The sequence below is a fragment of the Desulfuromonadaceae bacterium genome, assembly GCA_019429445.1.
Taxonomy (GTDB): Bacteria; Desulfobacterota; Desulfuromonadia; order Desulfuromonadales; family JAHYIW01; genus JAHYIW01.
In genome coordinates, this window is the sequence record JAHYIW010000001.1 from 66209 (window position 1) to 92442 (window position 26234).

General features: G+C 57.2%; 19 protein-coding genes and 1 tRNA gene. 11 read left to right on the forward strand and 9 right to left on the reverse strand.

Features of this window, described 5'->3' with window-relative positions; translation table 11 throughout:
• Positions 1-34 precede the first annotated feature (34 nt).
• The 6 genes from K0A93_00335 to K0A93_00360 all read left to right on the forward strand — a co-directional run bounded on the left by K0A93_00335 (position 35) and on the right by K0A93_00360 (position 11666).
• A complete protein-coding gene (locus tag K0A93_00335) occupies positions 35-8281 on the forward strand; it encodes an Ig-like domain-containing protein (protein MBW6510548.1) in 8247 nt (2748 codons plus the stop codon).
• A 60-nt stretch (positions 8282-8341) separates the two neighbouring features.
• Positions 8342-9697: a DNA repair protein RadA gene (gene radA, locus K0A93_00340; GenBank protein ID MBW6510549.1), complete on the forward strand. Its 1356-nt coding sequence runs from the start codon at positions 8342-8344 to the stop codon at positions 9695-9697.
• Positions 9698-10089: 392 nt separating this feature from the next.
• Positions 10090-10581 (forward strand): cyclic pyranopterin monophosphate synthase MoaC, encoded by a 492-nt coding sequence (gene moaC, locus K0A93_00345; GenBank protein MBW6510550.1) that lies wholly within the window; start codon positions 10090-10092, stop codon positions 10579-10581.
• Positions 10574-11095, forward strand: a complete 522-nt coding sequence (locus K0A93_00350; protein ID MBW6510551.1) for a hypothetical protein — start codon at positions 10574-10576, stop codon at positions 11093-11095. The genes moaC and K0A93_00350 overlap by 8 nt, the downstream gene beginning before the upstream one ends.
• Before the next feature lie 80 nt (positions 11096-11175).
• Positions 11176-11532 (forward strand): RNA polymerase-binding protein DksA, encoded by a 357-nt coding sequence (dksA, locus tag K0A93_00355; GenBank protein ID MBW6510552.1) that lies wholly within the window; start codon positions 11176-11178, stop codon positions 11530-11532.
• Between the two features lie 58 nt (positions 11533-11590).
• Positions 11591-11666, forward strand: a tRNA-Ala gene (locus K0A93_00360).
• 94 nt (positions 11667-11760) lie between these two features.
• Here the strand turns inward: K0A93_00360 and K0A93_00365 are convergent.
• Positions 11761-12096 (reverse strand): hypothetical protein, encoded by a 336-nt coding sequence (locus K0A93_00365; GenBank protein MBW6510553.1) that lies wholly within the window; start codon positions 12094-12096, stop codon positions 11761-11763.
• Here K0A93_00365 and K0A93_00370 point away from each other — a divergent pair.
• Positions 12095-13498, forward strand: coding sequence for a sigma-54 dependent transcriptional regulator (locus K0A93_00370; protein MBW6510554.1), 1404 nt, complete (start codon positions 12095-12097; stop codon positions 13496-13498). The two genes, K0A93_00365 and K0A93_00370, sit on opposite strands and share 2 nt — an antisense overlap.
• Before the next feature lie 18 nt (positions 13499-13516).
• Here the strand turns inward: K0A93_00370 and K0A93_00375 are convergent, their stop codons facing one another.
• From K0A93_00375 to ettA, 8 genes are all read right to left on the reverse strand, one after another.
• Positions 13517-14596 (reverse strand): chemotaxis response regulator protein-glutamate methylesterase, encoded by a 1080-nt coding sequence (locus K0A93_00375; GenBank protein ID MBW6510555.1) that lies wholly within the window; start codon positions 14594-14596, stop codon positions 13517-13519.
• Positions 14596-15492: a protein-glutamate O-methyltransferase CheR gene (locus K0A93_00380; GenBank protein ID MBW6510556.1), complete on the reverse strand. Its 897-nt coding sequence runs from the start codon at positions 15490-15492 to the stop codon at positions 14596-14598. Before K0A93_00380 ends, K0A93_00375 begins: the two co-directional genes overlap by 1 nt.
• A 17-nt stretch (positions 15493-15509) precedes the next feature.
• Entirely contained in the window at positions 15510-17663 is a 2154-nt protein-coding gene (locus K0A93_00385; GenBank protein MBW6510557.1) for a chemotaxis protein CheA, read from the reverse strand.
• A gap of 106 nt (positions 17664-17769) precedes the next feature.
• Complete coding sequence (gene lipA / locus K0A93_00390) at positions 17770-18657, reverse strand: lipoyl synthase (GenBank protein MBW6510558.1); 888 nt, start codon at positions 18655-18657, stop codon at positions 17770-17772.
• Positions 18658-18750: 93 nt separating this feature from the next.
• Complete coding sequence (locus K0A93_00395; GenBank protein ID MBW6510559.1) at positions 18751-18909, reverse strand: rubredoxin; 159 nt, start codon at positions 18907-18909, stop codon at positions 18751-18753.
• Positions 18910-18926: 17 nt separating this feature from the next.
• Positions 18927-19580 carry an isoprenoid biosynthesis glyoxalase ElbB gene (elbB, locus tag K0A93_00400; protein MBW6510560.1) on the reverse strand — a complete coding sequence of 218 codons (654 nt, stop codon included), beginning with the start codon at positions 19578-19580 and terminating at the stop codon, positions 18927-18929.
• Between the two features lie 114 nt (positions 19581-19694).
• A complete protein-coding gene (locus K0A93_00405; protein ID MBW6510561.1) occupies positions 19695-20285 on the reverse strand; it encodes a cupin domain-containing protein in 591 nt (196 codons plus the stop codon).
• Between the two features lie 244 nt (positions 20286-20529).
• Positions 20530-22203: an energy-dependent translational throttle protein EttA gene (gene ettA / locus K0A93_00410; GenBank protein ID MBW6510562.1), complete on the reverse strand. Its 1674-nt coding sequence runs from the start codon at positions 22201-22203 to the stop codon at positions 20530-20532.
• Positions 22204-22382: 179 nt separating this feature from the next.
• On the opposite strand from ettA, the gene K0A93_00415 reads away from it, so the two are divergent.
• The 4 genes from K0A93_00415 (at position 22383) to rsxC (ending at position 26233) form a co-directional block, all read left to right on the forward strand.
• Positions 22383-23255, forward strand: coding sequence for an EamA family transporter (locus tag K0A93_00415; GenBank protein ID MBW6510563.1), 873 nt, complete (start codon positions 22383-22385; stop codon positions 23253-23255).
• 169 nt (positions 23256-23424) lie between these two features.
• Positions 23425-24006 (forward strand): electron transport complex subunit RsxA, encoded by a 582-nt coding sequence (rsxA, locus tag K0A93_00420; GenBank protein ID MBW6510564.1) that lies wholly within the window; start codon positions 23425-23427, stop codon positions 24004-24006.
• Positions 24007-24032: 26 nt separating this feature from the next.
• Positions 24033-24875, forward strand: a complete 843-nt coding sequence (locus K0A93_00425) for an RnfABCDGE type electron transport complex subunit B (GenBank protein MBW6510565.1) — start codon at positions 24033-24035, stop codon at positions 24873-24875.
• Between the two features lie 26 nt (positions 24876-24901).
• Positions 24902-26233: an electron transport complex subunit RsxC gene (rsxC, locus tag K0A93_00430; GenBank protein MBW6510566.1), complete on the forward strand. Its 1332-nt coding sequence runs from the start codon at positions 24902-24904 to the stop codon at positions 26231-26233.
• Position 26234 lies beyond the last annotated feature (1 nt).

The window sequence follows — 26234 nt, forward strand, 5'->3', positions numbered from 1 at the left end:
AGCACAGTCCAGTTCCTCGTCGGGGAGGCAGTTTATGAAACGGTTGGGATATCTCCTTTTACTTTTGTTGGTTCTCATCTTCGCCGGTTGTGGTGGCGGTGGTAGTGATTCCGGTGGGACAGCTACCGATCTGTCTCCGGGAGGTGGTGCCGGGGGCGGTGGGGATCCGACTGCGGTGACCGTTGATTCAATCGTTATCAAGGATTTCTTTAACGGGAAGCTGATTGCCACCGGAGCTGATCCGGGGGGGACACGTTCATCAGGGCTGATTCGGGCGACGGTGAAGGACACGGCTGGTGAACTGTTGGCCAATCAAACAATCACTTTTAATGCCACGGCCGGGGGCTTCACCCCGTCGGCAACGGTGACCACTGGTGATGATGGGGTTGCCCAGGTTTTTTATGTTGCACCGGCAACGCTGGCAGAACCGACAATCTCCGCTGTTGGTGGCGGGGTCTTGTCCAATATCTTGTCAGTCAACATCACCAACGGTCCGGCGGCGACCCTGAAGCTGTCTTCTTCAAGCCTTTCTCTCGGGCCAGGGGGCAGCGCGACGTTGTCGGTTTTGGCCCAGGACGCCCTGGGCTTTCCGGTGCCCGCCGAATTTGTTGTTTTTGAATTTGTAACGGAGGGCTCCGGGAAATCGGTGCTTGGGAAGATATCTGGTACCACCGATAGTTCGGGGTCTACTTCTGTCGCCTACGAGGCAGGCAGTCTGCCTGCGCTGACAACCACTGTTACTGACCAGCTGCGCGCGCGCGCCGGGACCGTCATTTCCAACACACTTGACATCACCATTACCGAGGCCGCGACCTTTTTGAGATCTTTTGCGCTTCAGTCTGCACGAAAAGTGCAACAGGTTGATGACGGTTTTATCCCCAACGCCATTACGGCGGTGCTGAAGGACAGCTCGAACGCAGCGCCGACCACGCCGATTCCGGTCACCTTTATAACCTCATTGGGAATACTGAAAGATGCCGCCGGAAACACCGGCCAGCAGCTTACCATCAACAGCGACACAAATACCGGGTTCGCCACCCTCAATTTGCTGACCGAGACCGTCACCGGGCAGGCCCAGGTGGTAGCCTTTGCCGGTGGTTTTTCAGATGACGAGGAAATCAGTTTTGTCGCTGGTCCGGTCTTTAAGGTGACCCCTGTCGCCACCCCGAACAGGGTCGCGGCGGCTGGCTCGTCAATCCTTCAAGCCTACGCCGAAGACAAGTATGGAAACCGGAGTGCCAAGACGACACTCAATTTTTTTCTTGATGATAACGATGTCGGGGGGTCACTGGACAGCTATGAGCTAGTGACCGACGACAACGGGCGGGTGACAACAACCTATCGCGCCGGGAATATCCCTGGCGTGTACAACACGGTGGTGATTGCGCCCAATGCGGTCAGCGCGTCCAAGTTGATTACCGTCGATGCCAATCTGAGTGTCGGCAGCCTGACTCTCGACGCCCCGAGTCCGGTCGTTGGTGGCACCTACAACAGTACCACCGTTACCGCAACCGCTCTCGACGCCGCAGGACTGCCCCTTAGCGGAGTCAACCTTGCCGTCGTCACCACCGACACCGGCACGGTCAGCAACAGCATCACCCTGTACAAGGGTGACACTGCCAGTGGCAGCATCTACAACAGCCTCACCGACGTCACCGACAGCAATGGTCAGGTCGTTTTAACCGTTAAAGACACCGAAGCTGAAAACGTCACCCTGAGTGTCAGCGCCGGGGGCAAGGTCGTGGCCACACAGCTGTACTTTGGCGCGACTCTGTCAATCATACCGAACAGCATCACCGCCACCGGTTCCACCACCCTGACTGCGCTGCTCAAAGACGCCACCAACAAACCGTTGTCCGGTCAGGAGATCAGCTTCGCAGTGTACAACAGCGCCACCCCGGCCACCGACACCACCATTTCGGTCATCAACACCCAGACCCTGCCTGACGGCACCGCCAAAGTCGAGGTCGTTGACACCGCAGCCGACGGCGGCACCGCCAAACTCGAAGCCACCGTCGGTCGCTTGACCGCCACCCCGGCCACCGTCAACTTCCAGGCTGACTACAGTGGTTTGACCCTGACCGCCACCCCGACCAGTCGTGTTGCGACAAACACCGCTGGCAGTAATGCCATCACGATCAATGTCAAAGCCACCGACGCTGCCGGACTACCGTTTGAAGGCGTCGCCGTGACCTACAACAGCACGGGTAGCCCCACCCTGACACCGGCCAGCGCCACCACTGGCACCACCGGGGCTACTTCCTTCACCGTCACCAATGACACCGCCGAAAACGTCGTCGTCACCGTCGCCTCCGGCACCACCAGCGTCGATGTGCCGCTTTACTTTGGTGCCCGGCTGACCCTGACCCCGAGCACCGCCCTTGGCGTTGCCGACGGCGTCACGCCGGTTGAACTGACCGCCACCGTCAAAGATGCCGGCAACGCGGTCATTGATGGCGTAGACGTCTACTTCAAAGTCACCGCCGGCTATAACTCCACCCTCAGTGTTCCTAACGCTGCCACCGATGTGGCCGGTCAGGCCAAAGTAAAAGTGATTGATCGCGTTCTGGAGACAACAACCATTGAGGCCCAGGCCGGTCAACTTCCGGCGGTCACCAGCAACGTTAACTTTGCCCCCTCCGATCCGCGCAGTATGACCCTGGAAACCACCTCAACCGCACTGTCCCTTGGTGGGGTGGCCACGATTACCGCCACCGTCACCGATATTCTCGGCAACAACGTCGCCGACGGCACCCAGGTCACCTTCAGCAGCTCAACGGTCGGCACCATTACCAGCTATAACTCCACTACCGCCGGGAAAGCCACAGTTCAGTTTAACGCCGGCACCACCGCCGGCCAGACCGTCATTACCGCCACCGCCGGTACGGTCAGTAAAGCCGTCAATATCTCGGTATTGCCTGCCGCCGCCGGTGTCGTCACCGTCGAAAGCATCACGCCCGAGACCATTCATATCCTCGGCACCACCGGGGTGCAAAATGCCACGATCACCTTCCGGGTCACCGATGGCTCCGGCAACAATGTGGCCGAAGGAACACCGATCAGCTTCGCCCTCGACAGCTCGGCTGTCGGTGGCGAGACCCTGTATAATTCGGCCAGCGGCACCTTTGGCGGCAGCGCACAGGCCACCACCACCAACGGCCTGGCGTCGGTTACCCTGCGTAGCGGCATTATCGCCGGGCCAGTCGATGTGATCGCCTCCGTCACCGGCACCGGAGCCAGCTCTTTGGCACGGGTCATTGTGGTGGGCGCCCTTCCTGATTCGATGCACATGGATATGTCGTCTTCATGGCTCAACCTTTCCAGCTATGTGATCAATAATCTCGAAGCCGAGGTGATGGTTAATATCGGCGACCGTTTTGGCAATGTACCGATTGATGGTACGCCAGTCAGTTTTTACGTCGAGCCGGGGTGTGGTACCATCGGTACCAGCGCCGGATTTACTGCGTCAACTGAATCAGGTGTGGCACGAGCCACCTTCCGCGGCATCATAACGCCCGATGACAATACTCTGAGAGGCCACACTTACAATTCAGCGATTGCACAAAAGGGCCTGTGTACCCTGCTGGCAACAACCACCGGTGCCGAGTTTTTCTACGACAATAACGGCGACGGGATCTACAATGCGGGCGATACCTGCTCTGGTGATCAGGGTGAACCCTACGTCGATGCCAACGACAACGGCAGTTACGATCCCGACGAGTTTTATGTCGACATCAATAATAACGGGTCATACGATGTTGCGGACGGTATCTGCCAGGCCAATACCACCGTCTGGACCGAAGGTAAAATATTGCTGAGCAGCTGGTTCTCGGGTTTTAACCCCAGCGCTACGGTCGGAAACTTTGCTTCGACCGGACTGGCGGTGGGAGAGGGACAGACCTTCACCTTCGATTTTGAAGATCTGCAGGGGAACTCGCTGGTTGCGGGGTCGTCGTTTACCGTTGAGGCCGACGGCGGCAAGTTGTATGGCAATGTTTCAAAAGACCAGGGGGACACCACGGCAACTGGTGGGCCTTATTCGGTGACGCTGTACAGCGACAGTGAGGCCGATGCCAAGCCGAAGCTGGTGGAAATAAAGTGGACGTACACCGAAGCCGGTAATGCGGATTCCCCCGGCAGTAACCCTGCCAGTCTTGAGTACAGCTTGGTCGGCTGGATTAATATTGCCACCAGTGCTTACCCGATCGACAGCGTCGAGGTATCAACCGGCGCTGAGACGTTGATCGCCAACGGGACGAATAAAACCTTGTTGCGCGCAACAGTGACCGATAGCAGCGGAGCTGCAGTTTACAACTCTGTCGTGGACTTTGCGGTCAGTAATGGCACCGTGAAAGATGCGTCCGGGCCATGGGCTTCAACAGGTCAAGCAACTACCGATACTTTCGGGAATGCAACAATCACCTATAACAGTAGCACAACACCGGGCACGGTTGATTTTTCAGCCAGCATCGGTGGAGTTAGTGGCACTGGCAGTTTTAAATTGGTTACTGGGCCAGCGGCGAGCATCAGCGTTGATGCCGCACCCAAAACCCTGCTGCCGGGAGCAGAGACAACCGTTTCCGCCATTGTGCGGGACGCGACCCTTAATCCGATTAAGGATGCTACGGTCTTCTTCTCCATCCAGACAAACAATTCTGATGGTGCATTCAACGTTACCGGTGCCAAGACCGATGAGTTCGGTGTCGCTACGGCAACTTATACGGCCGGGACGACCTTGTTTGCCGCTTCGGTTACCGATACCCTGCAGGCGGCATCAGGTGGACTCGTCCCCGTCACGGTTGATGTGACGGTCAGCACTGCCGGGTCGCAGATTGATACCGTTGAACTCAGTGCCGGTGCCAGCAGCCTGCGTGCCGACGGTGCGTCGACGACCAGTATCTATGCCACGGTTAAGGATGCGAATGGAAATCCGGTACCGTTTGTTGATGTCAGTTTCGCATCACAAACCAGTGAGTTCAAAAGTCTGATCACTGCCAGCAGACTGACTGATGCCGCAGGAGTAGCGACCGTTACTTATACCGCCGGGGATACCACTGGAACCGATACTGTGACGGCTACGGTTGGCGGGGTGAGTGCCCAACTTGACATCACTCTGGTGCCGGGAGCAGCAACAGGGCTGACTCTCACCCCGTCTGATGCCGGGCCGGTCGATCCGCGTGCAACGGTCACCTACACGGCAGCAGTGAAGGACGCTAATAATAATCCGGTGCCGAATCAGGTGGTGCTCTTTAGTATTACCACGAATAATTCATCAGCGGCACTCAGTGCTGCATCGGCTACCACCGATGCCAACGGTCTGGCGACGGTAATTTACACTGCCGGAACGAAAACCGATGCCGGGACTGCGGATGATACTGTCACTGCAACCCTTGGCGCCTTGAACACAAATCATACCCTGACCGTCACCAACGGCAATACGGTCGTCAATGAGGTTGGCGTCACTGCGGCATCTGCCACTATCGTGTCGGATAATACAACGTCGACCGCAGTCAGAGCCCTGCTGCTGGACACGAATGGGTACACGGTTCCGTCAGGGATCAGTGTGACTTTCAGTACGAGCGTCGGACAAATCAGCGCTGATAATGCAACCTGGGGGACGGCGGCGGTACCTGTGACTACCAACGTCGCTGGCATTGCCACGGTTTATATTAAAGGACCGAATCCGATCGCTCTCGGAACGACAGTTGTTTCAGCCACTGCCACTGTCGACGGAGTGGCGGGATCGACAACGGTTGACTTTGTCGCCGGATCGCCCGATTCGGTCACGCTCGGTCTTTCGGCTACGTCGGTAATTCCCGGTGAGAGCGTGACGTTGACGGCAACCGTTCAGGACAGCAACAGTCTGGTGATTAAAGATGAGACCGTTACCTTTATCTATAATACGATTAAAAGTACAGGGACACTGACCAGCACGACCGCCGTGACCGACAGTAGCGGTTTGGCGACCGTAACATTTGTCGCCGGAAGCGCCGCCGGAACGGATGGCTTTAAGGCCAGCGCAGCAGCGGTGACCAGCTCAGAAACGACTTTGACCGTCGATCCGACACTTACCCCGATCGGTGGACTGACGCTGACTGCCGCAAATGATGCGATTACTGCCGATGGCGTTACGGAGACCCTGTTAAGGGCGAACGTTGTCGATAGAAACGGCACAGCTATTCAGGATGTGGATGTTGCATTCAGTACTAATATCGGCGGGTTGTACAACTCGGCAACAACAAGTTACAATTCGGCGATTGCTGCCGTAACAACCAACAGTACGGGGGACGCTGAAATTTTACTCCGCAGTGAAACTTCTCCGGGAATCGCGCTGGTCACCGCAAGTATCGGCGGATTCAATGCGCAGACAACGGTTACCTTTGTGCCTGGTGGACCAGTGCTTGCCAATTCTTACATCACTGCATCTCCGTCGACAATCCCCGCTGATGGAATATCTACATCTGAAATCACGGTATTTCTTGCAGATACTAACGGTAATCCGGTGTCAGACGACACGGAAGTCACGCTGATATACACACGCGGTACGCTAATTTCAGAAAACCCCGCTAAAACGATATCCGGGCGTGCCGTGTTTACACTTCAGGCGCCTTCGACCCCCGGTGCTGCGATTACTTTGTCGATAGTTGAACTTTCAGGTAAGACAGGTACGTTGAATGTCGGTGCGGCGGCTGGCTCCGGCTCGCCGGAACCGGCTAATATGCTGCTGTCGGTCGGCAAATCGAATATCTCCGTCGCCGGGGTGGGGAAGAGTGACAGCACGACCTTGACGATCGAAATCTTTAAGGACAATGGTGCGTATATTAATGAAGATGATTTTGACCTTGATACCTTGCGGGTTCAATTTGTGACCAATCCGGGGGGTGGGGAGTATATTTCCGGTGTAAATTACAACAGTGTCGTTCAGACGCTGGATGACAGCGTTACGTCGATCGATGTTGTTTCCACCGACGGGATTGCGACGCTAAATTTCTTTGCGGGAAATCTTCCCGGTGTCATTGAAGTGTTGGTGACCGCGCTTGATACTGCCGGAAATCCAACGACAATCGTTGCCGCTTTGCCGCAATTGACAATCTCGTCCGGGCCGCCACATACCATCGTGCTGACACAGGAATCAAATTCAATCACCAATCTGGGAGGCGGGGTTTATCGGCGAAGTGGTACCGCCATTGTCACCGATCGTTACGGTAATTCCGTTCCGGACGACACCGCTCTCAGCTTGGGGCTGGTCGATTCGTTGATTGCCTATTACAATTTGACAGGGGTGGTAACCATCACGAATTCAGCAATCCTGGCGGACACCAGCGGTGTTGACTTTACCACGGCGTCGATCATAAGAAACGGTCTGCGCAAAATCCAGAATAATGATCGGGTGTTGCTCCTTAATGCGCCGACTGAAGACCGGAGTCGGTTTGTCGACAGTGTCGAATCGGCGACAACGTTGCGCGTCCGGAAGGATTACCAGAACGACAGTCCGGGCGGTAACTATCATTATCTGGTTGGCTCGTCACTGTTGGGCGGGTTTATCTCCGGTGAAGATGCTGACGCTAATATCGTGACCGGTCAGGCTACGACCAAGGACGGTCTGGCCAGATTCTACGTGACCTATCCAGTGACCAACATCTTTGTCGGATGTCAGGGCTATTCCGGCGATGGGCCGGAGTCTTACCCGACGACAGATACACGCTTTGATGACCCGCAGTCTGCGCAGGTTTACGTGGTGGCTGCCGCCAGTGACAACAGTGCGGCGACGATTAATCGTGGTGAGTTCTGTTACGCTGGGGTTCGACCGGTGACAATTACCGTTGCTCCAAAGACATTGTCAGGCGATGATAGCGTAGATATTCAGGTTGAAGACGCTAATGGTGTCAGATTACCATTTGTCCCGCTGAAATCATCGGTGGTGGTGACGAACCGGGAAGAAACCTTTGCCTGTACTAACGCATCCTTTACTGATGAAGCGACATGTACCGCTGCCGGGACATGTAGTGATGGCACGTCGACCAGAAAGGCAGCTTGTGAAGCGGTTCCTGCTGATTGGACCGCAGAAATGTGGCAATCGACCGGCTTTAGTGATTTTGGTGTTACCGTTAATATCAACAGCACCGCTCTAGCCACGGATGATTTCACCGACGCAGGGGGCTTGGCGACGGCAGATATTACCGTTACCGGCGCCAATACTCAGTCTGGGGATGCGGCAACAATTACAATCTATTCTCCTGCGCTGAATGCTTCGGAAGTCATTGACATTACCTTGCCATAATTTCATTCCACTTAAGGATCCAGCCCCTTCGTCGTCAGTCGAGGGGGCTGGATTTCAGCGATGAAACAAAAAACCCTCTACACCTGCCAGCAATGCGGCCATCAATCCCCCCGCTGGCTGGGCAAATGCCCCGACTGCAACCAGTGGAACACGCTGGTGGAAGAAACGGTTACGCTCAGCAAGCGCGGTCGGGGGTTATCCGCGCCAGCCCCGGCCACTCCATTGAAGCTCACCGAAATCAGCTCCAGCGAAGAAGACCGCATTGCGTGCGGCATCGGTGAACTCGACCGGGTGCTTGGTGGCGGGGTGGTGCCGGGTTCGTTGACGTTGATTGGTGGTGATCCGGGGATCGGCAAATCGACATTGATCTTGCAGGCGATAGACCGGCTGGCGCACAGCGGCAAGGCGCTCTATGTGACCGGCGAAGAATCGGTGCGCCAGGTGAAGCTGCGTGGCAGTCGCCTGGGGGTGGGCGCCAGTAATCTCTACCTGCTGGCGGAAACCGCGCTGGAATCGATCCTTGACCAGGTGCAGAAGATCCAACCGGCGTTTCTGGTGGTCGATTCGATCCAGACCGTCTGTTCCGCTGCACTGGAATCCGCCCCCGGCAGTGTCAGTCAGGTGCGCGAGTGCGCCGGGCGGCTGATGCAGGTCGCCAAGGGGGAGGGTATTCCGACCTTTATTATCGGTCACGTCACCAAGGACGGATCGATTGCCGGACCGCGCGTGCTCGAACACATGGTCGACACGGTGCTTTATTTTGAAGGGGACGGCGGGCATCCTTACCGGGTGCTGCGCGCGGTCAAAAACCGCTTTGGCTCGACCAACGAAATCGGCGTCTTCGAGATGTGCGAGGCGGGGCTGCGCGAAGTGGCGAATCCCTCGGAACTCTTCCTTGCCGAGCGGCCGGTCAATGAGGCTGGCAGTGCGGTCATTCCAACTCTCGAAGGAACCCGACCGATCCTCGTTGAAGTGCAGGCGCTGGTCTCATCGAGTGCCTTTGGCACCCCGCGCCGCACCTCCATGGGGCTTGATCCCAACCGCGTCGCGCTGCTGGTGGCGGTGCTGGAGAAGAAAGCCGGGCTGATGATGCCGGGACAGGACATCTTTGTTAATGTTGTTGGCGGCGTGCGGATCGCCGAACCGGCGGTCGACCTGGCCACCCTGGCGGCGCTGGCGTCGAGTCACCTGAATCGCCCGATCCCGCAGAAAACCCTGCTTTTCGGTGAAGTGGGCTTGTCCGGTGAAGTTCGCGCGGTGTCCCGTCCCGAGCTGCGTCTCAAGGAAGCCGCGCGCCTTGGTTTTGAGCATTGTCTGTTGCCCCAGGGTAATCTTAAAAACCTCGATCGCCCCGCTGGCATGACGTTGCACGGCATTCGCAACGTCAGTGAGGTGTTGGATTGTGTTTTTGAGTAACTGTTCAGGATGATGGAAAAAACCGAAACAAAAGCCATTTAACAGGGATCCAAGGGATACAAGGGATACAAGGGGATAAAACATAAAGGTCTATGTGGTTTACAACCAAACACTGCCGCCCTGACTTTGCCGTTATCCCTTTAATCCCCTTTATCCCTGTTAAAAGTTTTTGTAACTATTCAGCACCTGCGAAAAGGGTGTCATTCCCGAGGGGGTAATCGGGAATCCAGCTTTTAAAGCCATGGATCCCCGACAACAGCATTCGGGGATGACAGAATCTCTAATGACCGACAATAGTACTGAATAGTTAAAAGTTTTTTCACGGTGTGCTGAATCGTTACGTTTTTGATACGCTATAATGGCACCACGCGAAGGGGAACGAAAGGGAGCAGATGAATCAATTGACCCATTTTGACGACCAAGGGCGAGCGGTGATGGTTGAAGTCGGGGGCAAGCCGGAAACCGAGCGGCTCGCGGTGGCACGCGGCGAGGTGCAGATGCACCCTGCGACCTTGAGCCGGATCCTTGATCGCGCTATCGAAAAGGGGGATGTGCTCGGGGTGGCGCGACTGGCCGGCATCATGGCGGCGAAAAAAACGGCGGAGATCATCCCGCTCTGTCATCCCCTGCTCCTGACTGCCGTGGCGCTCGACTTTACCCCTGACCCGGAACGCGGTATCATTACCATCGAAGCGCGGGTTAAAGTGTGCGGCAAAACCGGCGTCGAAATGGAAGCGCTGCATGCGGTTTCTGTCGCCGCGCTGACGATCTACGATATGTGCAAGGCAATTGATCGGGGCATGACGATTCGCACCATCGGTTTGCAGGAAAAGCACGGCGGCAAAAGTGGCAGCTTCGTGCGGAGTGATGACCAACATGAGTGAAAATATCCAGACTTACGTTATTCGCCGCACTTTTCTGTTTCCGCTGGGATTGCTGTTCCTGCTCACCGTGGCGTTGGGGGTGATCGGCCTGTTGCAAGGCCAACCGCGTGGCAAGCTGATTATCCTGCTGATCATCGTCGCCCCGGTGGCGGTGTTGCTGCTCGAAAGTCTGTTCCGGCGCGTGGAGATCGGCGCTACTCAGGTGCGGGTGATCAAATTACTGCGGCGGCGCGCATTGGACTTTGCGGCGTTGACCGCAGTTGAAACCGTGCAGGTACGCAAAAGAGTCTTTCTGACAATTTGTGCGGATGATGAATTTATCATTATTTCAAATGCTTACGGTGACTTCCCGCAACTGTTGCAGGCCTTGCTGGCGCGGGTCCCTGAGCACATTGTCAGCGAAGAAACCAGGGCATTGGCGGCGACGGTGCCGATGAAGAGTTCCGATGTTGTCTCTTGCTGGCTGGCGGTCGCCCTGCTGCTGGTCATTCTCTGGGCGCAGTTCGGTGCCTGAGCGGGGGATGGTCGCAGTTCAAGCTTCTTGACAGCCGCGTAAAATTCAGTTAACTTGTCCGAATTTAACGGAGAAATGAGATGGACGCGGAGAATCTGGAAGAATTTCGGAATATACTGCAGGAGCAAATGGATCAGTTGCTGCGCGATGCCGGAAAAACGGTGTCGGAGATGACGGACGAAAAAGCCAATTTTCCCGATCCGACTGATCGTGCTTCGCTGGAATCAGATCGTAACTTTGAATTACGTATTCGTGATCGCGAACGGCGCCTGTTGAACAAGATTCGTGAGGCACTGGAGCGGATCGACGCGGGTGAGTTTGGGATTTGCGAAGAGTGTGGCGAGAAGATCGGTGCCGCGCGTCTGCGTGCCCGCCCGGTGACCACCTTCTGTATCGAATGTAAAACCGAGCAGGAGCGCAAGGAACGCATCGGCTAGGGTTTTTCGTCACGTCACCTTGAGTCCAATTGAGCCCGTTTGTCGGCTTGCCAGATTCGGGGCTGTAGCTCAGTCGGGAGAGCGATGCGTTCGCAACGCATAGGCCAGCGGTTCGATCCCGCTCAGCTCCACCAGTCAAACCAGGAGGTCAGGTGTTTATTGCCTGCCCTCCTTTTTTTATGAAGTCGGCGGTCAGGAATAACCCGTTGATTTATATAATACTCGTGGCTATGATTGCACCAGTGCGACCGCAATGGTGGTTGGAAACCCCTTCGCGGCTGCAAGCCGCTCCCACAGGGGCCGGGCTTGTTGCAGGAGCGACATCCCTGTCGCGAATCTTTTGGCGGTGGTTGGAAACCCCTTCGCGGCTGCAAGCCGCTCCCACAAGGGCCGGGCTTGTTGCAGGAGCGACATCGCTGTCGCGAATCTTTTGGCGATAGTTGGAAGCCGCTCCCACAGGGGCCGGGCTTGTTGCAGGAGCGACATCCCTGTCGCGAATGGGTCGTGCTTGTATCGCGCTGTTACCTTTTTTTGTTGTCCGTTGACCGAAAGTTGATTGAGCATGTCTTCACTGCGCAGTGTTCTACTCATTGATGCTGATTGTCCGGAACGGGAGACCGTTGCCGCGGCAATCAGGCATAAAATCGGTTGCGTTGTTTTCGACACCGGAAGCGTCACCGATGCCCTTGCCTTGCTCGACAAACAGGACGTTTGTCTGGTGATCTTCGCTGCCGCGTCACTGCCCTGCGACGGTCTCAGCCTGATGCACAAAATCCGTGGGCTCAATCCCGAAACTGCCGTGGTCATGGCGATCAGCAAAGAGCAGGAGGCGCTGGCGGTGGAAGCGTTGCGTCAGGGGGCTTTTTTCCATATCAAAAAACCGTATAATCACGATGAAGCGGTGATCATTACGGCGCGTGCGCTGGAACGGCATGATTATTCGGTGCATGATGAACGACGCAGCCCCAAGGTGCGCAAGAGCGACGGCTTTCAGGGGATTGTCGGTGACGCACCGAATATGCAGCGGCTCTACCGGATGATCGAACGGATTGCCGATGACGAAAGCAGCACGATTCTGATTCAGGGCGAAAGTGGCACCGGCAAGGAGTTGGTGGCGCGGGCGATCCACACCCTGAGCAGCCGTCATGCCAAAAATTTTGTTCCTGTCAATTGCGCCGCGATTCCGAGTGAACTGCTCGAAAGTGAACTCTTTGGTTATGTCAAGGGCGCTTTCACCGGGGCCAATCAGGCAAAGATCGGTCGTTTTGAATATGCCAACGGCGGCATCTTGTTCCTTGATGAAATTGGCGATATGCACCCGGCGTTGCAGACCAAAATGCTCCGCGTGTTACAGGAGCGGGAGTTTGATCCGGTGGGATCCGTCAATTCGGTTGCGGTTGATGTGCGTGTCGTTGCTGCAACCCACCGGAATCTTGAACAGGCGGTTGCCGCCGGGGAGTTCCGCGAAGATCTGTATTACCGGCTCAGCGTGGTTCCGGTCGATCTGCCGCCATTACGCGAACGCGCCGGTGACGTTCAGGTGTTGATCAGCACGTTTGTCACGGTCTTTAATCGGGGGCGCAAGGTGCCTTCCCCTGGCTTCAGTGACGAGGCGGTAGCGGCGTTGGCCGGTTACCCCTGGCCGGGGAATGTGCGCGAACTGGAAAATCTGGTGCAGCGCATGATCATCATGAACGGTGGGGCGCGCGTGGAGGTGGCTGATCTGCCAAAAAAATACGTTTGTGCCACGCCGGGTAGTGCTGAAGCGCAGGAACTGTCGCTGGAGCTGGGGACTGTGCTGGATGCGCGGCAGTGGGATTTCAATACGATTGTTGCCGAATTTGAGGGGCGGCTGATCAATGAAGCGTTGCGCCGTACCGAGGGGAACAAAAAAGAGGCCGCTCAACTGCTCAACCTGAAACGAACGACGCTGATTGAAAAACTCAAGAAAAGAAATCTCCTCTGACCCTGGCGGCGTTGCGCGTCAGTTTCCCCCGGTCTGCGCCGTTTTGCGACGCAATCGTTCGATAATTGCGGGCGCGATCTCATCGATCGACAGCAAGGTTTCTGTCGCACCCAGTTCGTGAGCCATCTTCGGCATGCCGAAAACCACGCAAGTTCGCTCATCCTGTCCGAGCGTCCGCGCCCCCGCGTCACGCATCGCCTTGAGCCCCAATGCCCCGTCCGCGCCCATGCCGGTGAGCAGCACGCCGATGGCGTTGGCACCGACATGTTTGGCGGCGGAATGCATCAGTACATTCACTGACGGGCAATGGCCATTGACACGTTCCTCGCCGGCGCAGGCGACCCGGTAAATCCCCCCCGAACGGACAATCTGCATCTGTACCCCCCCCGGAGCAACCAGCGCCACCCCGGGCATGATGCGATCGCCATCGGCGGCCTCATGCACCTGCATGGCGCTGAGCTGGTTGAGGCGCTGTGCAAACATGGTCGTGAATCCGGGGGGCATGTGCTGCACAATCACCACTCCCGGCATCCCTGCGGGGAAGTGGGTAATCACCCGGCGAATCGCCTCGGTCCCGCCGGTGGAAGCGCCGATCACAATCACCTTGTCGGTTGATTCCGCCAACGCGCGCGTCGCCGGGGCGGCGGCCAGACGGCGGACCAGTTCGCCGCGCTGCATCTTCCAGTGGGAGACGTTGGCGGTGGAGGCAATTTTTATTTTGGTACACAGTTCGACAATCATCCCGTGCAGACCGGAGGCGACGTTCACCGAGGGTTTGGAGACAAAATCGACCGCCCCGGCATCGAGCGCCTCAATCGTGATTTGCTTTCCGTGCTGGGTCAGGGCGCTGACCATCACCACCGGCAGGGGGTGTTGCGGCATCAGGCGGCGCAGGAACTCGACGCCATCCATGCGCGGCATCTCGACATCCAGGGTCAAAACGTCGGGCTCGGTTGCAATGATCAGGTCGCGGGCGTGATAAGGATCGGTCGCGGTGCCGACGACTTCAATCCCCGGATCGGAGGCCAGCCCCTGGGCGAGAATGTTGCGTACCAGTGCCGAATCGTCGATGATCAGTACGCGGATTTTTCTGCTCATCAGTAGCCCATGCGTTGGTAAAGTGCCGGTTGCAGGTAGTGGTACAGGGTCTGGCTGCGCCCGAGCGATTCGGAATGGCCGACAAAAAGATAGCCATCCGGTTCTGTCAGTTGATGGAATTTACGAATCAGCGTTTCTCGGGTGGGCTGATCAAAGTAGATCATGACATTGCGGCAGAAAATAATCTGAAACCTTTTCTTGAATGGAAATTCGGGGTTCATCAGGTTGAAACGGCGAAAGGTGGCATCTTTGCGCAGAGCCTCTTTGACCTGCCAGTTGCCGTCGGCTTGCCGGGTAAAGTATTTTTTGCATAATTCCCCCGGCAGTGTTTCGATCCGCTCCGGAGGGTAGCTACCGGCTTTGGCGACCTGCAGTGCCTTGTCAGAGATATCTGTGGCGAGGATTCCGGCGCTCCACTGGGCATAACGGTCGCCAAAGTATTCATGCAGCAGCATCAGCAGCATGTACGGCTCTTCACCGGTAGAGCAGCCCGCGCACCAGATGCGCAGATCATAATCGCTGCGGGCTGTGAGGCGCGCCGCAATTTCGGGGAGGGCCGTTTCGATAAAAAAGTCGAAATGAGCTTTCTCGCGATTAAAAAAAGTATGGTTGGTGGAAATACGATCGATCAGGTGACTCAGCGATGTTTCCGTTGTGTCAGCAAGGAGATGGTCGTAGTAGTCCCCGAAGTTGGTAAACCCCTGGGAACGGATCAGCTTCTGGAGGCGGCCAACCAGCAGTGAACGCTTTTGATCAGTGAGATTGATCCCGAAGCGCGTATAGATTAACGCCCGCATCGCTTCGAACTCCTGATCCGAGATCGACATCAGAAAACCGCCCCCTATGGTGAGCGACGCACCCCGGGCGTTGTCGCCAACGCTTTTCTTTTCTGTCATCGGGTTCTGCCTTGTGGTCAGGCGGTCAGTGTTGACTGAGCTATTTTTACATAGCCGTGGGTTTCGACCAGGTGCCCGACATCGAGGATCAGGCAGACCTCACCGTCACCGAGGATGGTGCAGCCGGTGACCCAGCGGGCGTTTTCGAACTGTTCTGACAGCCCCTTGATCACCGTTTGCTGCTGGCCGAGAAGTTCGTCCACAAACAGCGCAATGGTTGTCCCCTGATGCTCCAGAGTCAATAAAATCCCGCTACTGAGTTCGGTAAATTCCGGACTATTGGCGAGGATCTGGTGCAGACGCACGACCGGGTAGAAACGTTCGCGGACGCGCACCAGCTCAAGTCCGTCAGGGGTGACAGTGATCATCGCCGGGGTCGGTCTGAAGGCCTGGTTGATCGCCAGTGTCGGGATGATACATTTGGCACTGCCCACGCGCAGAAGCATACCGTCAATAATGCCGAGGGTCAGCGGGATCCGCAGGGTAAAGCGGGTGCCCTGATTGGGGGTACTGGTCAGTTCGACCTTGCCTTTGATCTTTTCAATATTCTTTTTGACGACATCCATGCCCACCCCGCGTCCGGAGATGTCGGTGACCTGTTCCGCGGTTGAAAATCCCGGCAGAAAGATCATGTTCCAGACTTCCCGGTCCGACATCTCCTCGGCGCTCTTGTTGAGCAGCCCTTTGGCCGCTGCGCGGGCAACGATTTTTTCTCGGTTGAGGCCGCGTCCGTCATCTTCGAGGACGATCCAGATTTCCCCTTCTTCGTGGCGGGCGGAGAGTTGCAGCGTGCCTGTGTCCGGCTTGCCGCTGGTTTTGCGCTCGGCGGGAGGTTCGATACCGTGGTCGAGCGCGTTGCGAATCAGATGGACCAACGGGTCAGTCATCAGTTCGGCGACCGTCTTGTCGACTTCGGTGTCTGCTCCGGTGAGCGTCAGGTCAACTTTTTTCCCTGACTTGATCGACAGATCGTGGACCAGGCGCAACAACCTGCGAAAGAGTCCGGAGATCGGAACCATGCGGATCGTCATCGCAACCTCCTGCAGGTCGCGCACAATTTTATTCATCTGCCGACTGGCACGATGGAACTGTTCCAGCTCCAGCCCCGCCAGTTCCGGGCTGTGAACGAGCATGTTTTCGGCAATCACCAGCTCCCCGATGAGGTTGATCAACTGGTCGAGCTTGGAAAGATCAACCCGAATGTCCTGACGTTTGATCGTTCTGGACTGCTCCGTGTCAGTCGCGCCGGCTGTCGCAAGACGCAGTGGCGCGGCGTTCGGGGCGTCTGCGTCAATCCGTTCGAGCAGGTCAAGCAGGGTCATCAGGTGAACTTCGAGGTCCGCAACGTGACCGGACCCCTGTTGGGCGATGTCAGCGAGGGCGGCGCGCATGATGTCAAGGGAGCCAAGGAGGATGTTTGCGGCTTTAAACTCACTCAGGTCGCGACCGCTTTTGGCGATTTCCAGCACTGCTTCCATCTGGTGAGAAAGTTTTTCCAGATCGCTGAAACCGAGGAAACCGCTGTTCCCCTTAAAACTGTGAATATCACGGAAGAGCGCTCCCAGGTTTTCCTCATCCTCCGGGGAGGTCTCCCAGCGGAGCAGACCCAGTTCGGCATTTTGCAACAGCTCATCCCCTTCGCCGACAAATTTTTCGACCAGCTCCGGCGTATTGAACGGGTTGAAATTGGCGTTCACTGCCGCTGCGGTGGGGATCCCCGCAGGGAGCTCTTCCTCCAGGGTGATGGCGGCGTTAAGTGCGCTGCGCAGGGTTTCGGCGGCACCTTCGAGGGGCTGATCGTCGCCGCTTGCAGCAATGGTAGCAAAGGCGTCAGTAAAGAAGGTGAAGGCGCGGCGAAAAAGCTTTAAGCGGGCGCTGCTTGCTGCTTCTTTGCCGGTGCGGAGCCGATCAACCAGCAGATCGGCAGCTTCGGCAACGATGGCCAGTTGTTTTAATTCCAGAAAACGCGCCCCGAGTTTGATTGCATGAGTCGTTTGCTGGATGCTGCGCAGGTCGGTTTCTTTGGCCTGGTAATTTTTTTTGGCGAAGGATTTAAGAACATCCTGCGTCGCAACGATAAATTCACGGCTTTCCTGCAAAAAATCGCCGATCATTTGCTGACGTTCAATCGAAAGATCACTACTCATAAAGGGCATCCTGATCAGAGTCATTATCCTGGCTGGTCCGGTTATGACAATACTGCGACATTATTCAACTTTCTGGCCGAATTTCCAAGGATAAACTGCTTGCTGGCGAAAGATTGGTCGCGCACATCAATCATTCGGCGGACAGATCCTGGTGCACGCTTCCGGCGGCGGTCACCGCCTGATGCTCGGCATGGTAGGAAGAACGGACCAGTGGCCCGGCCTCCACATGGCGAAAGCCAAGGTGCAAGGCGGTCGCGCGCAGCGCGGCAAATTCTTCCGGCGGGAGATAGCGTTCGACGGGCAGGTGGTGGCGGGTGGGGGCCAGGTATTGACCGAGGGTCAGGCGGTCGCAACCGGCGGTCAGCAGATCGGCAAAGACCCCCTTCAGTTCATCTGCGGTTTCACCCATTCCCAGCATCAACCCGGATTTGGTCGGCAGCTGCGGGGCGCTTGCCGTGACCGCCGTCAGCAGGTTAAGCGAACGGCTGTACGCGGCTCCCTGGCGGGCGCGGGGATAGAGCCGGGGCACGGTTTCCAGATTGTGTCCGAGGATGTCCGGGGCGGCATGCAGAATTGTTGCGAGGGCGGCGTGATCGCCACCGAGATCGGAAATCAACAGCTCGACAGTACAGCCTGACGCATGGTGGCGAATGGCGCGGACCACCGCCGCAAAGTGCGTCGCTCCGCCGTCGTTGAGATCATCGCGGGTCACCGCCGTGATCACGGCATGGCGCAGCGCCAATTCGGCGATGGCCGTGGCGACCTTTTCCGGTTCGTGCGGGTCGGGTGGGGCGGGGGTGCCGCCGACGACATTGCAAAACGCACAGTTGCGGGTGCAGCGGTCGCCGAGAATCATGAACGTGGCGGTCCCCGCGCTCCAGCATTCCCCCTGATTGGGACAGGCGGCACTGCGGCAGACCGAGTGCAACCCCTGCTCCCGGTGGTAGCGGTCGATACGGGTGTAGTTCGGCCCAGTCGGGAAACGGACCTTGAGCCAGTCCGGCTTGCGTTGCGTCATGCTGGTGCGCTTTTCATGTCGGGTTGTTCCGGAATGGTTGTGGGACAGGTTTTACGTTGGGCCGACCCCTGGGCGGGGCCGGCCCAACGTAGTTCAGATTTCTTCGAAGTTACTCTTGTCTGCGCCGCACAGCGGGCAAACCCAGTCATCGGGGAGGTCGGCAAACGCCGTGCCGGGAGCAATGCCGCCGGTTGAATCCCCTTCTTCCGGGTCGTAAATGTAGTCGCAAATAACACACCGGTACTTTGCCATAGTCGGTTCTCCTTTGTTTAAAGCAGGTTGATCAGCGCCCGCACCGTTTTTTCGATGCCGTCCGCTGCTTCACTGATCCGGCCCGCGAGCATGTAGGCCGGGGTCGAGACGATTTTGTGTTCCCTGTCGATGACGAATTCACGTACCGGGCAGTTAACGTGTCTGCCCCCCATGGTGTCGATTGCGCTGCCGGTATCGGCGTCGGTGCCGATCGTCAGCTGGGTCTGGTCGCCGACAATCCGGGCGATCAGCGCCGGAGCAATACAGACTGCCGCGAGCGGTTTGCGGGCGGCAAGCGTCGCCTTGACCAGTCGTTCGACTTCCGGGTTCACGGTGCAGTCGGTACCGTTGACGGCGAAGTCACAGAGATTCTTCGCTGCGCCGAAACCACCGGGGAAGATGAGTGCATCAAAATCGTTGATCGTGACATCGGCCATGTTTTTGATCTTGCCGCGCGCAATCCGTGCGGATTCGACCAGAACATTGCGGCTTTCCCCCGCGACCGGTTCGCCGCTGAGGTGATTGACGACGTGCAGCTGCGCGATATCAGGGGCCATGCAGACCGCCTCTGCTCCGGCCCGGTCGATTGCCAGCAGGGTGATGACCGCTTCGTGGATTTCACTGCCGTCGTAAACCCCGCAACCGGAAAGGACAACACCTATCTTTGCCATGGAGAACCTCCTCTCAATATTCAAAGCGGTACAGATTGTACACTGGGACACGGTTGGCAAGCATGTGTCATCAGCTTAAAAACTTCGTGGTGAATGTCAAGTATGCATCAAATTTCAACGCGAGTAAAGTACCGCCACCGCCCGCGGTCGCGTCGGTCCCTTAACAACGTAACCGTGGGGTTCGGTTGAATCGTAATACACCGAGTCACCTGGACCCATCATCATGGTTTGATCACCGTAGCGCAGCTCAATCTCCCCTTCGAGGACAAAGAGGAATTCCTCGCCTTCGTGGCTGACCAGCAATTCGTCATCCCATTCCTGAACTTCGAATTCAACCAGAAACGGTTCCATGTGGCGATGCATCTTGCCATAGGCGAGGGAGTGGTAGCTGTACGGTGGTGGCGCGGCAGCGTTGACCAGCCGCCGGTTTTTTTTGCGCCGTTCCTCAGCCCGCACCAGAATACATTTTTGGGTTACGTCGGCTTCCTGAAAGAATGTTTGCAACGGCACGTTAAACGCTTTGGCGATGCGCAGCAGCGTCGCCAGCGGGGGGATGACCTGTTCATTTTCGATCTGCGACAGCAACGGTTTGGAGAGCCCGGAGGCCTCGGCCATGTCCTGCAAGGTCATCCGCCGCTCCTGACGCATACCTCGAACCTTGAAGCCAATCCCCAGCTCCTTGACTTCATCGCGGATGTTGTTCATCTGCTCTACCTCTTGAGTGGTTGTGAAAAACTTTGATGGCGTCGCAAAAAGTGCGGCCAACCGCGTTACGCTGGTTTTTCAGGACCTCGACCTGCCTGATGCAGGCCTTCGCCGCTGAAAAACCACCAAGCCCTGGAGGACGAATTTTTGCTTAGCCAGCTCATTCTTTTTTGCAAGTGCATCAAATTTTAATCTGTTGCGCGTTCATGTCCAGCGCCGCGTCGCGTCTCCCGACGGGGAGTTCTCACTGGCGGGTCAGCTGGCGGTATTTGATCCGGTGGGGACGCTCTGCCTCTGCCCCGAGACGCTTTTTGCGATCCTCTTCGTATGCGCTCCAGTTCCCCTCGAAAAAGACCACCTTGCTGTCCCCCTCAAAGGCCAGAATGTGGGTGGCGATGCGGTCAAGAAACCAGCGGTCGTGGCTGATGACGACGGCGCAGCCGCCGAAATTTTCGAGTGCTTCTTCGAGCGCCCGCATGGTGTTGATATCGAGGTCGTTGGTCGGCTCATCAAGGAGGATGACGTTGGCTCCTTCCTTGAGCATCTTGGCCAGATGGACGCGGTTGCGCTGTCCGCCGGAGAGGACTCCGACCTTGCGCTGCTGGTCGGCTCCGGAGAAGTTGAAACGGCCGACGTAGGCGCGTGAGTTGACCAGCTGGCCACCGAAGTCGAGCTGGTCGTTGCCGCCGCTGATCTCTTCCCAGATGGTCTTGTCGGGATCAAGCGCCCGGCTCTGGTCAACGTAGGCCAGCTTGACCGTATCGCCAATTTTAAAGGTGCCGGCATCCGCCTGCTCCTCGCCGACGATCATTTTGAAGAGGGTCGATTTCCCCGCGCCGTTGGGGCCGATAACCCCGACCAGCCCGCCCGGTGGCAGGGAAAAGTTCATCCCCTCGACCAGCAGTTTGTCGCCAAAGGCCTTGCTGACCTGATCAGCTTCGATGACGACATTGCCGAGCCGCGGCCCCGCCGGGATGAAGAGCTCCAGATCTTTTTCCCGCTGGCGGGCGTCCTGCTCCAGCAACTTTTCGTAGGCGGTGATCCGCGCCTGACTTTTGGCGTGGCGCCCCTTCGGGGACATGCGAATCCATTCCAGCTCACGTTCCAGTGTCTTCTGCCGACCGCTTTCAGCTTTATCCTCTTTGCGCATCCGGTCTTGCTTTTGTTCCAGCCAGCTCGAATAGTTTCCTTTCCAGGGGATCCCTTCGCCACGATCAAGCTCCAGAATCCACCCCGCGACATTGTCGAGAAAATAGCGGTCGTGAGTCACGGCGATGATCGTCCCCGCGTAGCGTTGCAGGTGTTGTTCGAGCCAGGCGACCGACTCGGCATCGAGGTGATTGGTCGGTTCGTCGAGGAGGAGAATGTCCGGTTTTTGCAACAGCAGCCGACACAACGCCACGCGGCGTTTCTCCCCCCCGGAGAGGATTGTGACCTGGGCGTCGCCGGGGGGGCAGCGCAGGGCGTCCATGGCCAGCTCCAGGCGGGAATCGAGTTCCCAGGCGTCAAGTGCGTCGAGTCTGTCCTGCACTTTGGCCTGGCGGTCGCACAGCTTTTCCATATCCGCGTCCGGCTCGGCGAAGGCGGCGTTGATGTCTTCAAACTCCTTGAGCAGGTCGACCGTTTCCTGCACCCCTTCCTCGACCACTTCACGCACCGTTTTGTTACAGTCAAGCAGTGGTTCCTGTTCCAGATAGCCGACGCTGTAACCGGGGGAAAGCACCGCTTCGCCGTTGAATTCCTTGTCAATCCCGGCCATGATACGCAGCAGCGAACTCTTGCCCGAGCCGTTGAGTCCCAGCACGCCGATTTTCGCGCCGTAAAAATAGGAGAGCGAGATGTCCTTGATGACCGGTTTTTTGTCGTAGCTCTTGCTCACCCGCATCATCGAATAAATGATTTTCTTGTCGTCCGCCATGGTCTTTCCTCTTTGATGAATGCGTTCAATAACGCAGATAGTGTCATTGGATTGCACGGTTTTACCGTTGCCGACGGGACATGTCAAGCCGGGAGAGGGGGGACGGCGATTATCGGGCAGGAATTTCAGCAACAAGTTTTATTCTCGCTAAATATTTTTGTCTGGGCTAGAATTCCCGCATGAGTACCCTGGCTTTCATTTTGATTCTGTCCTCCGCCCTGATGCACGCCCTCTGGAATCTGCTGGTCAAGTGCAGCCGTGACAAGACCGTTTTTATCTGGTGGATGTTTATCGCTTCCGGCGGCATGTTGAATCTTCTGGTTTGGAGCCTGCCTGCGCCGTTTCCGCCACTGACCCCGCAGATTCTCGTCCTGAGTGCCGGGGGGGGTGGTTGTTTTGTGCTTTATCATCTGCTTACCGGGCGGGCCTACCGTGATGGCGATCTGTCGATGACCTATCCGCTGGCCCAGACGGCGACCGCCTACGTGCCGATGTGGGGGGTGTTGCTGCTGGGTGAGGAGCTGTCCGTTGTTGGTCTTGGCGGGATCTTCCTGATTCTCGTCGGTGTCTACAGTGTTCAGTTGCGACGCCCGTCTCTCGATGATGCGCTGCGTCCATTGCGTAATCTGCGCAACCCCACGGTGCAAGCGGCGCTGGCCGCTGGTTTTGTCTACTCGATCGGTGCCGTTTTTGACAAGCGCGGGGTGCTTTCGTACCCCCCTTTTTATTTTACTTATCTGCTCGTGATGGCGATGCTCCTGTTTATGTCCCTCAATCTGCTGCGTTCGCGCTATCGGGGGCGTGTGCTGGCGGAGTGGCAGTGCAGTCGCCCGCTCATCCTCCTCTCCGGACCGGTGATGATGGGGTCTTTTCTGACCTTTCGCTATGCCCTGACGATCACCCCGCTCAGCTATGCCGTTCCGGCAAGGCAGGTCAGTTTGCTCTTCGGCATCCTGCTCGGTGTCTATTTTCTTGGCGAATCGTTCGGTCGTATTCGCTTTATCGCCGGTCTGCTGGTTTTGGCAGGGGTTTTTCTGCTGCGCCTGGGGTAATGTCTGTACGGTGCTGGCGATACGCATTAAGGGAAACGCCATTTTATTCTTCAGTCAGATTAAATATTTTTTCATTGACACGTCAATCATCTGTCGTTATATAGTTATGGTCAGACCAATTTAACGGTCTTTTTTTATTCTCTGACCCAAAAAGCAATGTGGCGGTAAGATGACAGAACTTGTGCTTATATTGATCAGCGCGATTTTCGTTAACAACTTTGTCCTTGCCCGTTTTCTCGGTATTTGCCCGTTCATGGGGGTGTCGAAGAAGGTTGAGACGGCGGTTGGCATGGGGATGGCGGTTGCTTTCGTCATGACTGTTGCGACGGTGGTGACCTGGTTTCTGCACTATTTTATTCTCCAGCCGCTCGGTATTGAATATTTGCAGACCATCGTTTTTATTCTGGTGATTGCCGCGCTGGTGCAGCTGGTCGAAATGGTGATTCAGAAAGTCAGTCCGGTCCTCTACCAGTCTCTTGGTATTTTCCTGCCGTTAATTACCACCAACTGTGCGGTGCTCGGCCTGGCCGTGTTGAATATTCAAAAAGAGTACACCTTTCTTGAAGGGGTTTTTTTTGCCATCGGCGCGGCGGCCGGGTTTACTTTGGCGATGGTTCTCTTTGCCGGACTGCGCGAGCGGATTGATCTGTGCCCGGTGCCGCGTAGCTTTCGGGGGACGGCGATTGCCATGGTGACCGCAGGGTTGCTGTCACTGGCGTTCATGGGGTTTGCCGGCATGGTGAAGGGATAAATTGCCGGTGAAGAGTGTGATTAACGATGCTTGAAGCGATTTTAAGTCTGGGTGGTGTCGGCTTTTTCGCGGCGCTTGCCCTGGGTTTTGCAGCGCGGAAATTTGCTGTCGAAGTCGATGCGCGTGAGGCCGCGATTCTTGAAGTACTGCCCGGCGCCAACTGCGGCGCCTGCGGTTTTCCCGGCTGTGGTGGTTACGCCAGGGCGGTTGCCTCCGGAGCTGTCGCCCCGGAGTTGTGCCCCCCCGGCGGGCCCGAGACGGTGGCCAGAATTGCCAGAATTATCGGCGTCGCGGCGATTGCGGTTGATCCGCAGGTGGCCGTGGTGATTTGTCAGGGGGATCAGCAGCGGGCGACCGAAAAATACCGTTACCTCGGTATCAGCGATTGCCGCGCCGCGCAGAAGCTTGCCGACGGGCCGAAGACCTGCCCCGGCGGCTGCCTGGGGCTGGGGACCTGCGCGGCGATCTGCCCCTTCGGGGCGATTACCATGACCGATCAGCACCTGGCGGTGATTGATCGCGACAAGTGCGTCGGTTGTCGTAAATGCGTTGAGCCCTGTCCGCGACAGGTGATCAAGATGACGCCCCGCTCAGTCTCCGTGCACGTGCTTTGCAACAGCCATGACAAAGGCGCGCTGGTGCGTCAGTATTGTCAGGTGGGGTGTATCGCTTGTCAGCTGTGTAAAAAAGTGGCACCGGAAGCTTACGTGATCGAAGATTTTCTGGCCCGTGTCGATTATCGCCATGCGGTCAAGCCGACCGCCGGTGTCGAAGTGGCCATTGAAAAGTGTCCGACCCATTGTATCCGCGATGACAATCCGCCGCCAGCCCCCGTGCCCGACGAGAAACCTGCTCCGCAGGCGGCCTGAAGTGCTCTCGAGATGAAACTGAAGAGATGAAGATAAAACGTTTTTCGGGCGGGCTGCATCCGCCGGAACATAAATCGACTGCTGCCAGGGCGATTGAACAGTGTTCACTGCCGGACGAGCTGGTCATCCCGCTGGCGCAACATATCGGTGCCCCTGCCGAGCCGTGCGTGGTGATCGGTGACACGGTGGCCAAGGGGCAGCTCATCGCGCAGCCCCGCGGATTCGTTTCGGTGCCGATTCACGCGTCAAGTTCCGGGGTGGTGACGGCGGTCGAGCCGCGTCTGCACCCCATGGGACGTCCGTTGCTGGCGATTGTGATCAAACCGGATGGCCGTGACGCCTGGCCCGACGGTCTTGAGGGCGGGATGAATCCGTTGCTGGTCAATCCGTTAACGCTGCCGCCGAGTCGCTTGCGCGATATGGTATGCAATGCCGGAGTAGTCGGTCTGGGGGGAGCGACTTTTCCCACGCATGTTAAATTGTCGCCGCCGGGCGGGAAAAAAATCGACACCCTGATTCTCAACGGCGTTGAATGCGAACCGTACCTCACCGCTGATCACCGTCTGATGCTTGAGGAGACGGGCCGGGTTCTTGCCGGGATCGATATTCTGCGGCGGATTCTCGGGGTCGAACGGGTCTGTATCGGCATCGAGGAAAACAAGCCGGACGCGATTGCGGTGATGCGCGACGCCTGCGTGCGGCGCGACATTGAGGTGATTGCGCTCAAGGTGATGTATCCGCAGGGGGCGGAAAAGCAATTGATCCTTGCGGTAACCGGGCGTCAGACGCCTTCCGGCGGTTTGCCGATGGATGTCGGGGTGGTGGTACAGAATGTCGGCACTGCGGCGGCGGTGGCCGATGCCATTATTCACGGTCGCCCGCTGGTTGAGCGGATCGCGACGATTACTGGTCCGGCGCTGGTTGAACCGAAGAATCTGCGCATCCGCATCGGTACTTCGTTACGTCATCTGGTCGCCGAGTGTGGTGGACTGCGTGAAGAGGTGGTCAAGGTGATTATGGGAGGGCCGATGATGGGGCAGACCCAGTTGTCTCTTGATGTACCCGCCATCCGGGGGACCTCCGGGCTGTTGCTGCTCGGCAAAAATGCGGTAGCGACGCGGTCGGAAGGCCCCTGTATCCGTTGCGCACGCTGTGTAAGTGTCTGCCCGGCACGCTTGCTGCCGACGACGATCTCGGCCTACGCACGCCGCGACATGATTGCCGAGGCGGAACGGTTCAACGCCCTTGACTGCATCGAATGTGGCTGCTGTGCCTATAGTTGTCCTGCCCGCATCCCGCTGGTGCAGTCGATTCGTCAGGTCAAAGGGGCGATTCTGGCCAAACGGAGATTGTCCTGAC

What these genes read in the sequence shown, in the direction of transcription:
- K0A93_00335 (MBW6510548.1), top strand. Translation starts at nt 35, where the DNA reads ATGAAACGGTTGGGATATCTCCTTTTACTTTTGTTGGTTCTCATCTTC.
- radA (MBW6510549.1), top strand. Translation starts at nt 8,342, where the DNA reads ATGAAACAAAAAACCCTCTACACCTGCCAGCAATGCGGCCATCAATCC.
- moaC (MBW6510550.1), top strand. Translation starts at nt 10,090, where the DNA reads ATGAATCAATTGACCCATTTTGACGACCAAGGGCGAGCGGTGATGGTT.
- K0A93_00350 (MBW6510551.1), top strand. Translation starts at nt 10,574, where the DNA reads ATGAGTGAAAATATCCAGACTTACGTTATTCGCCGCACTTTTCTGTTT.
- dksA (MBW6510552.1), top strand. Translation starts at nt 11,176, where the DNA reads ATGGACGCGGAGAATCTGGAAGAATTTCGGAATATACTGCAGGAGCAA.
- K0A93_00370 (MBW6510554.1), top strand. Translation starts at nt 12,095, where the DNA reads ATGTCTTCACTGCGCAGTGTTCTACTCATTGATGCTGATTGTCCGGAA.
- K0A93_00365 (MBW6510553.1), bottom strand. Translation starts at nt 12,096, where the DNA reads ATGCTCAATCAACTTTCGGTCAACGGACAACAAAAAAAGGTAACAGCG.
- K0A93_00375 (MBW6510555.1), bottom strand. Translation starts at nt 14,596, where the DNA reads ATGAGCAGAAAAATCCGCGTACTGATCATCGACGATTCGGCACTGGTA.
- K0A93_00380 (MBW6510556.1), bottom strand. Translation starts at nt 15,492, where the DNA reads ATGACAGAAAAGAAAAGCGTTGGCGACAACGCCCGGGGTGCGTCGCTC.
- K0A93_00385 (MBW6510557.1), bottom strand. Translation starts at nt 17,663, where the DNA reads ATGACTCTGATCAGGATGCCCTTTATGAGTAGTGATCTTTCGATTGAA.
- lipA (MBW6510558.1), bottom strand. Translation starts at nt 18,657, where the DNA reads ATGACGCAACGCAAGCCGGACTGGCTCAAGGTCCGTTTCCCGACTGGG.
- K0A93_00395 (MBW6510559.1), bottom strand. Translation starts at nt 18,909, where the DNA reads ATGGCAAAGTACCGGTGTGTTATTTGCGACTACATTTACGACCCGGAA.
- elbB (MBW6510560.1), bottom strand. Translation starts at nt 19,580, where the DNA reads ATGGCAAAGATAGGTGTTGTCCTTTCCGGTTGCGGGGTTTACGACGGC.
- K0A93_00405 (MBW6510561.1), bottom strand. Translation starts at nt 20,285, where the DNA reads ATGAACAACATCCGCGATGAAGTCAAGGAGCTGGGGATTGGCTTCAAG.
- ettA (MBW6510562.1), bottom strand. Translation starts at nt 22,203, where the DNA reads ATGGCGGACGACAAGAAAATCATTTATTCGATGATGCGGGTGAGCAAG.
- K0A93_00415 (MBW6510563.1), top strand. Translation starts at nt 22,383, where the DNA reads ATGAGTACCCTGGCTTTCATTTTGATTCTGTCCTCCGCCCTGATGCAC.
- rsxA (MBW6510564.1), top strand. Translation starts at nt 23,425, where the DNA reads ATGACAGAACTTGTGCTTATATTGATCAGCGCGATTTTCGTTAACAAC.
- K0A93_00425 (MBW6510565.1), top strand. Translation starts at nt 24,033, where the DNA reads ATGCTTGAAGCGATTTTAAGTCTGGGTGGTGTCGGCTTTTTCGCGGCG.
- rsxC (MBW6510566.1), top strand. Translation starts at nt 24,902, where the DNA reads ATGAAGATAAAACGTTTTTCGGGCGGGCTGCATCCGCCGGAACATAAA.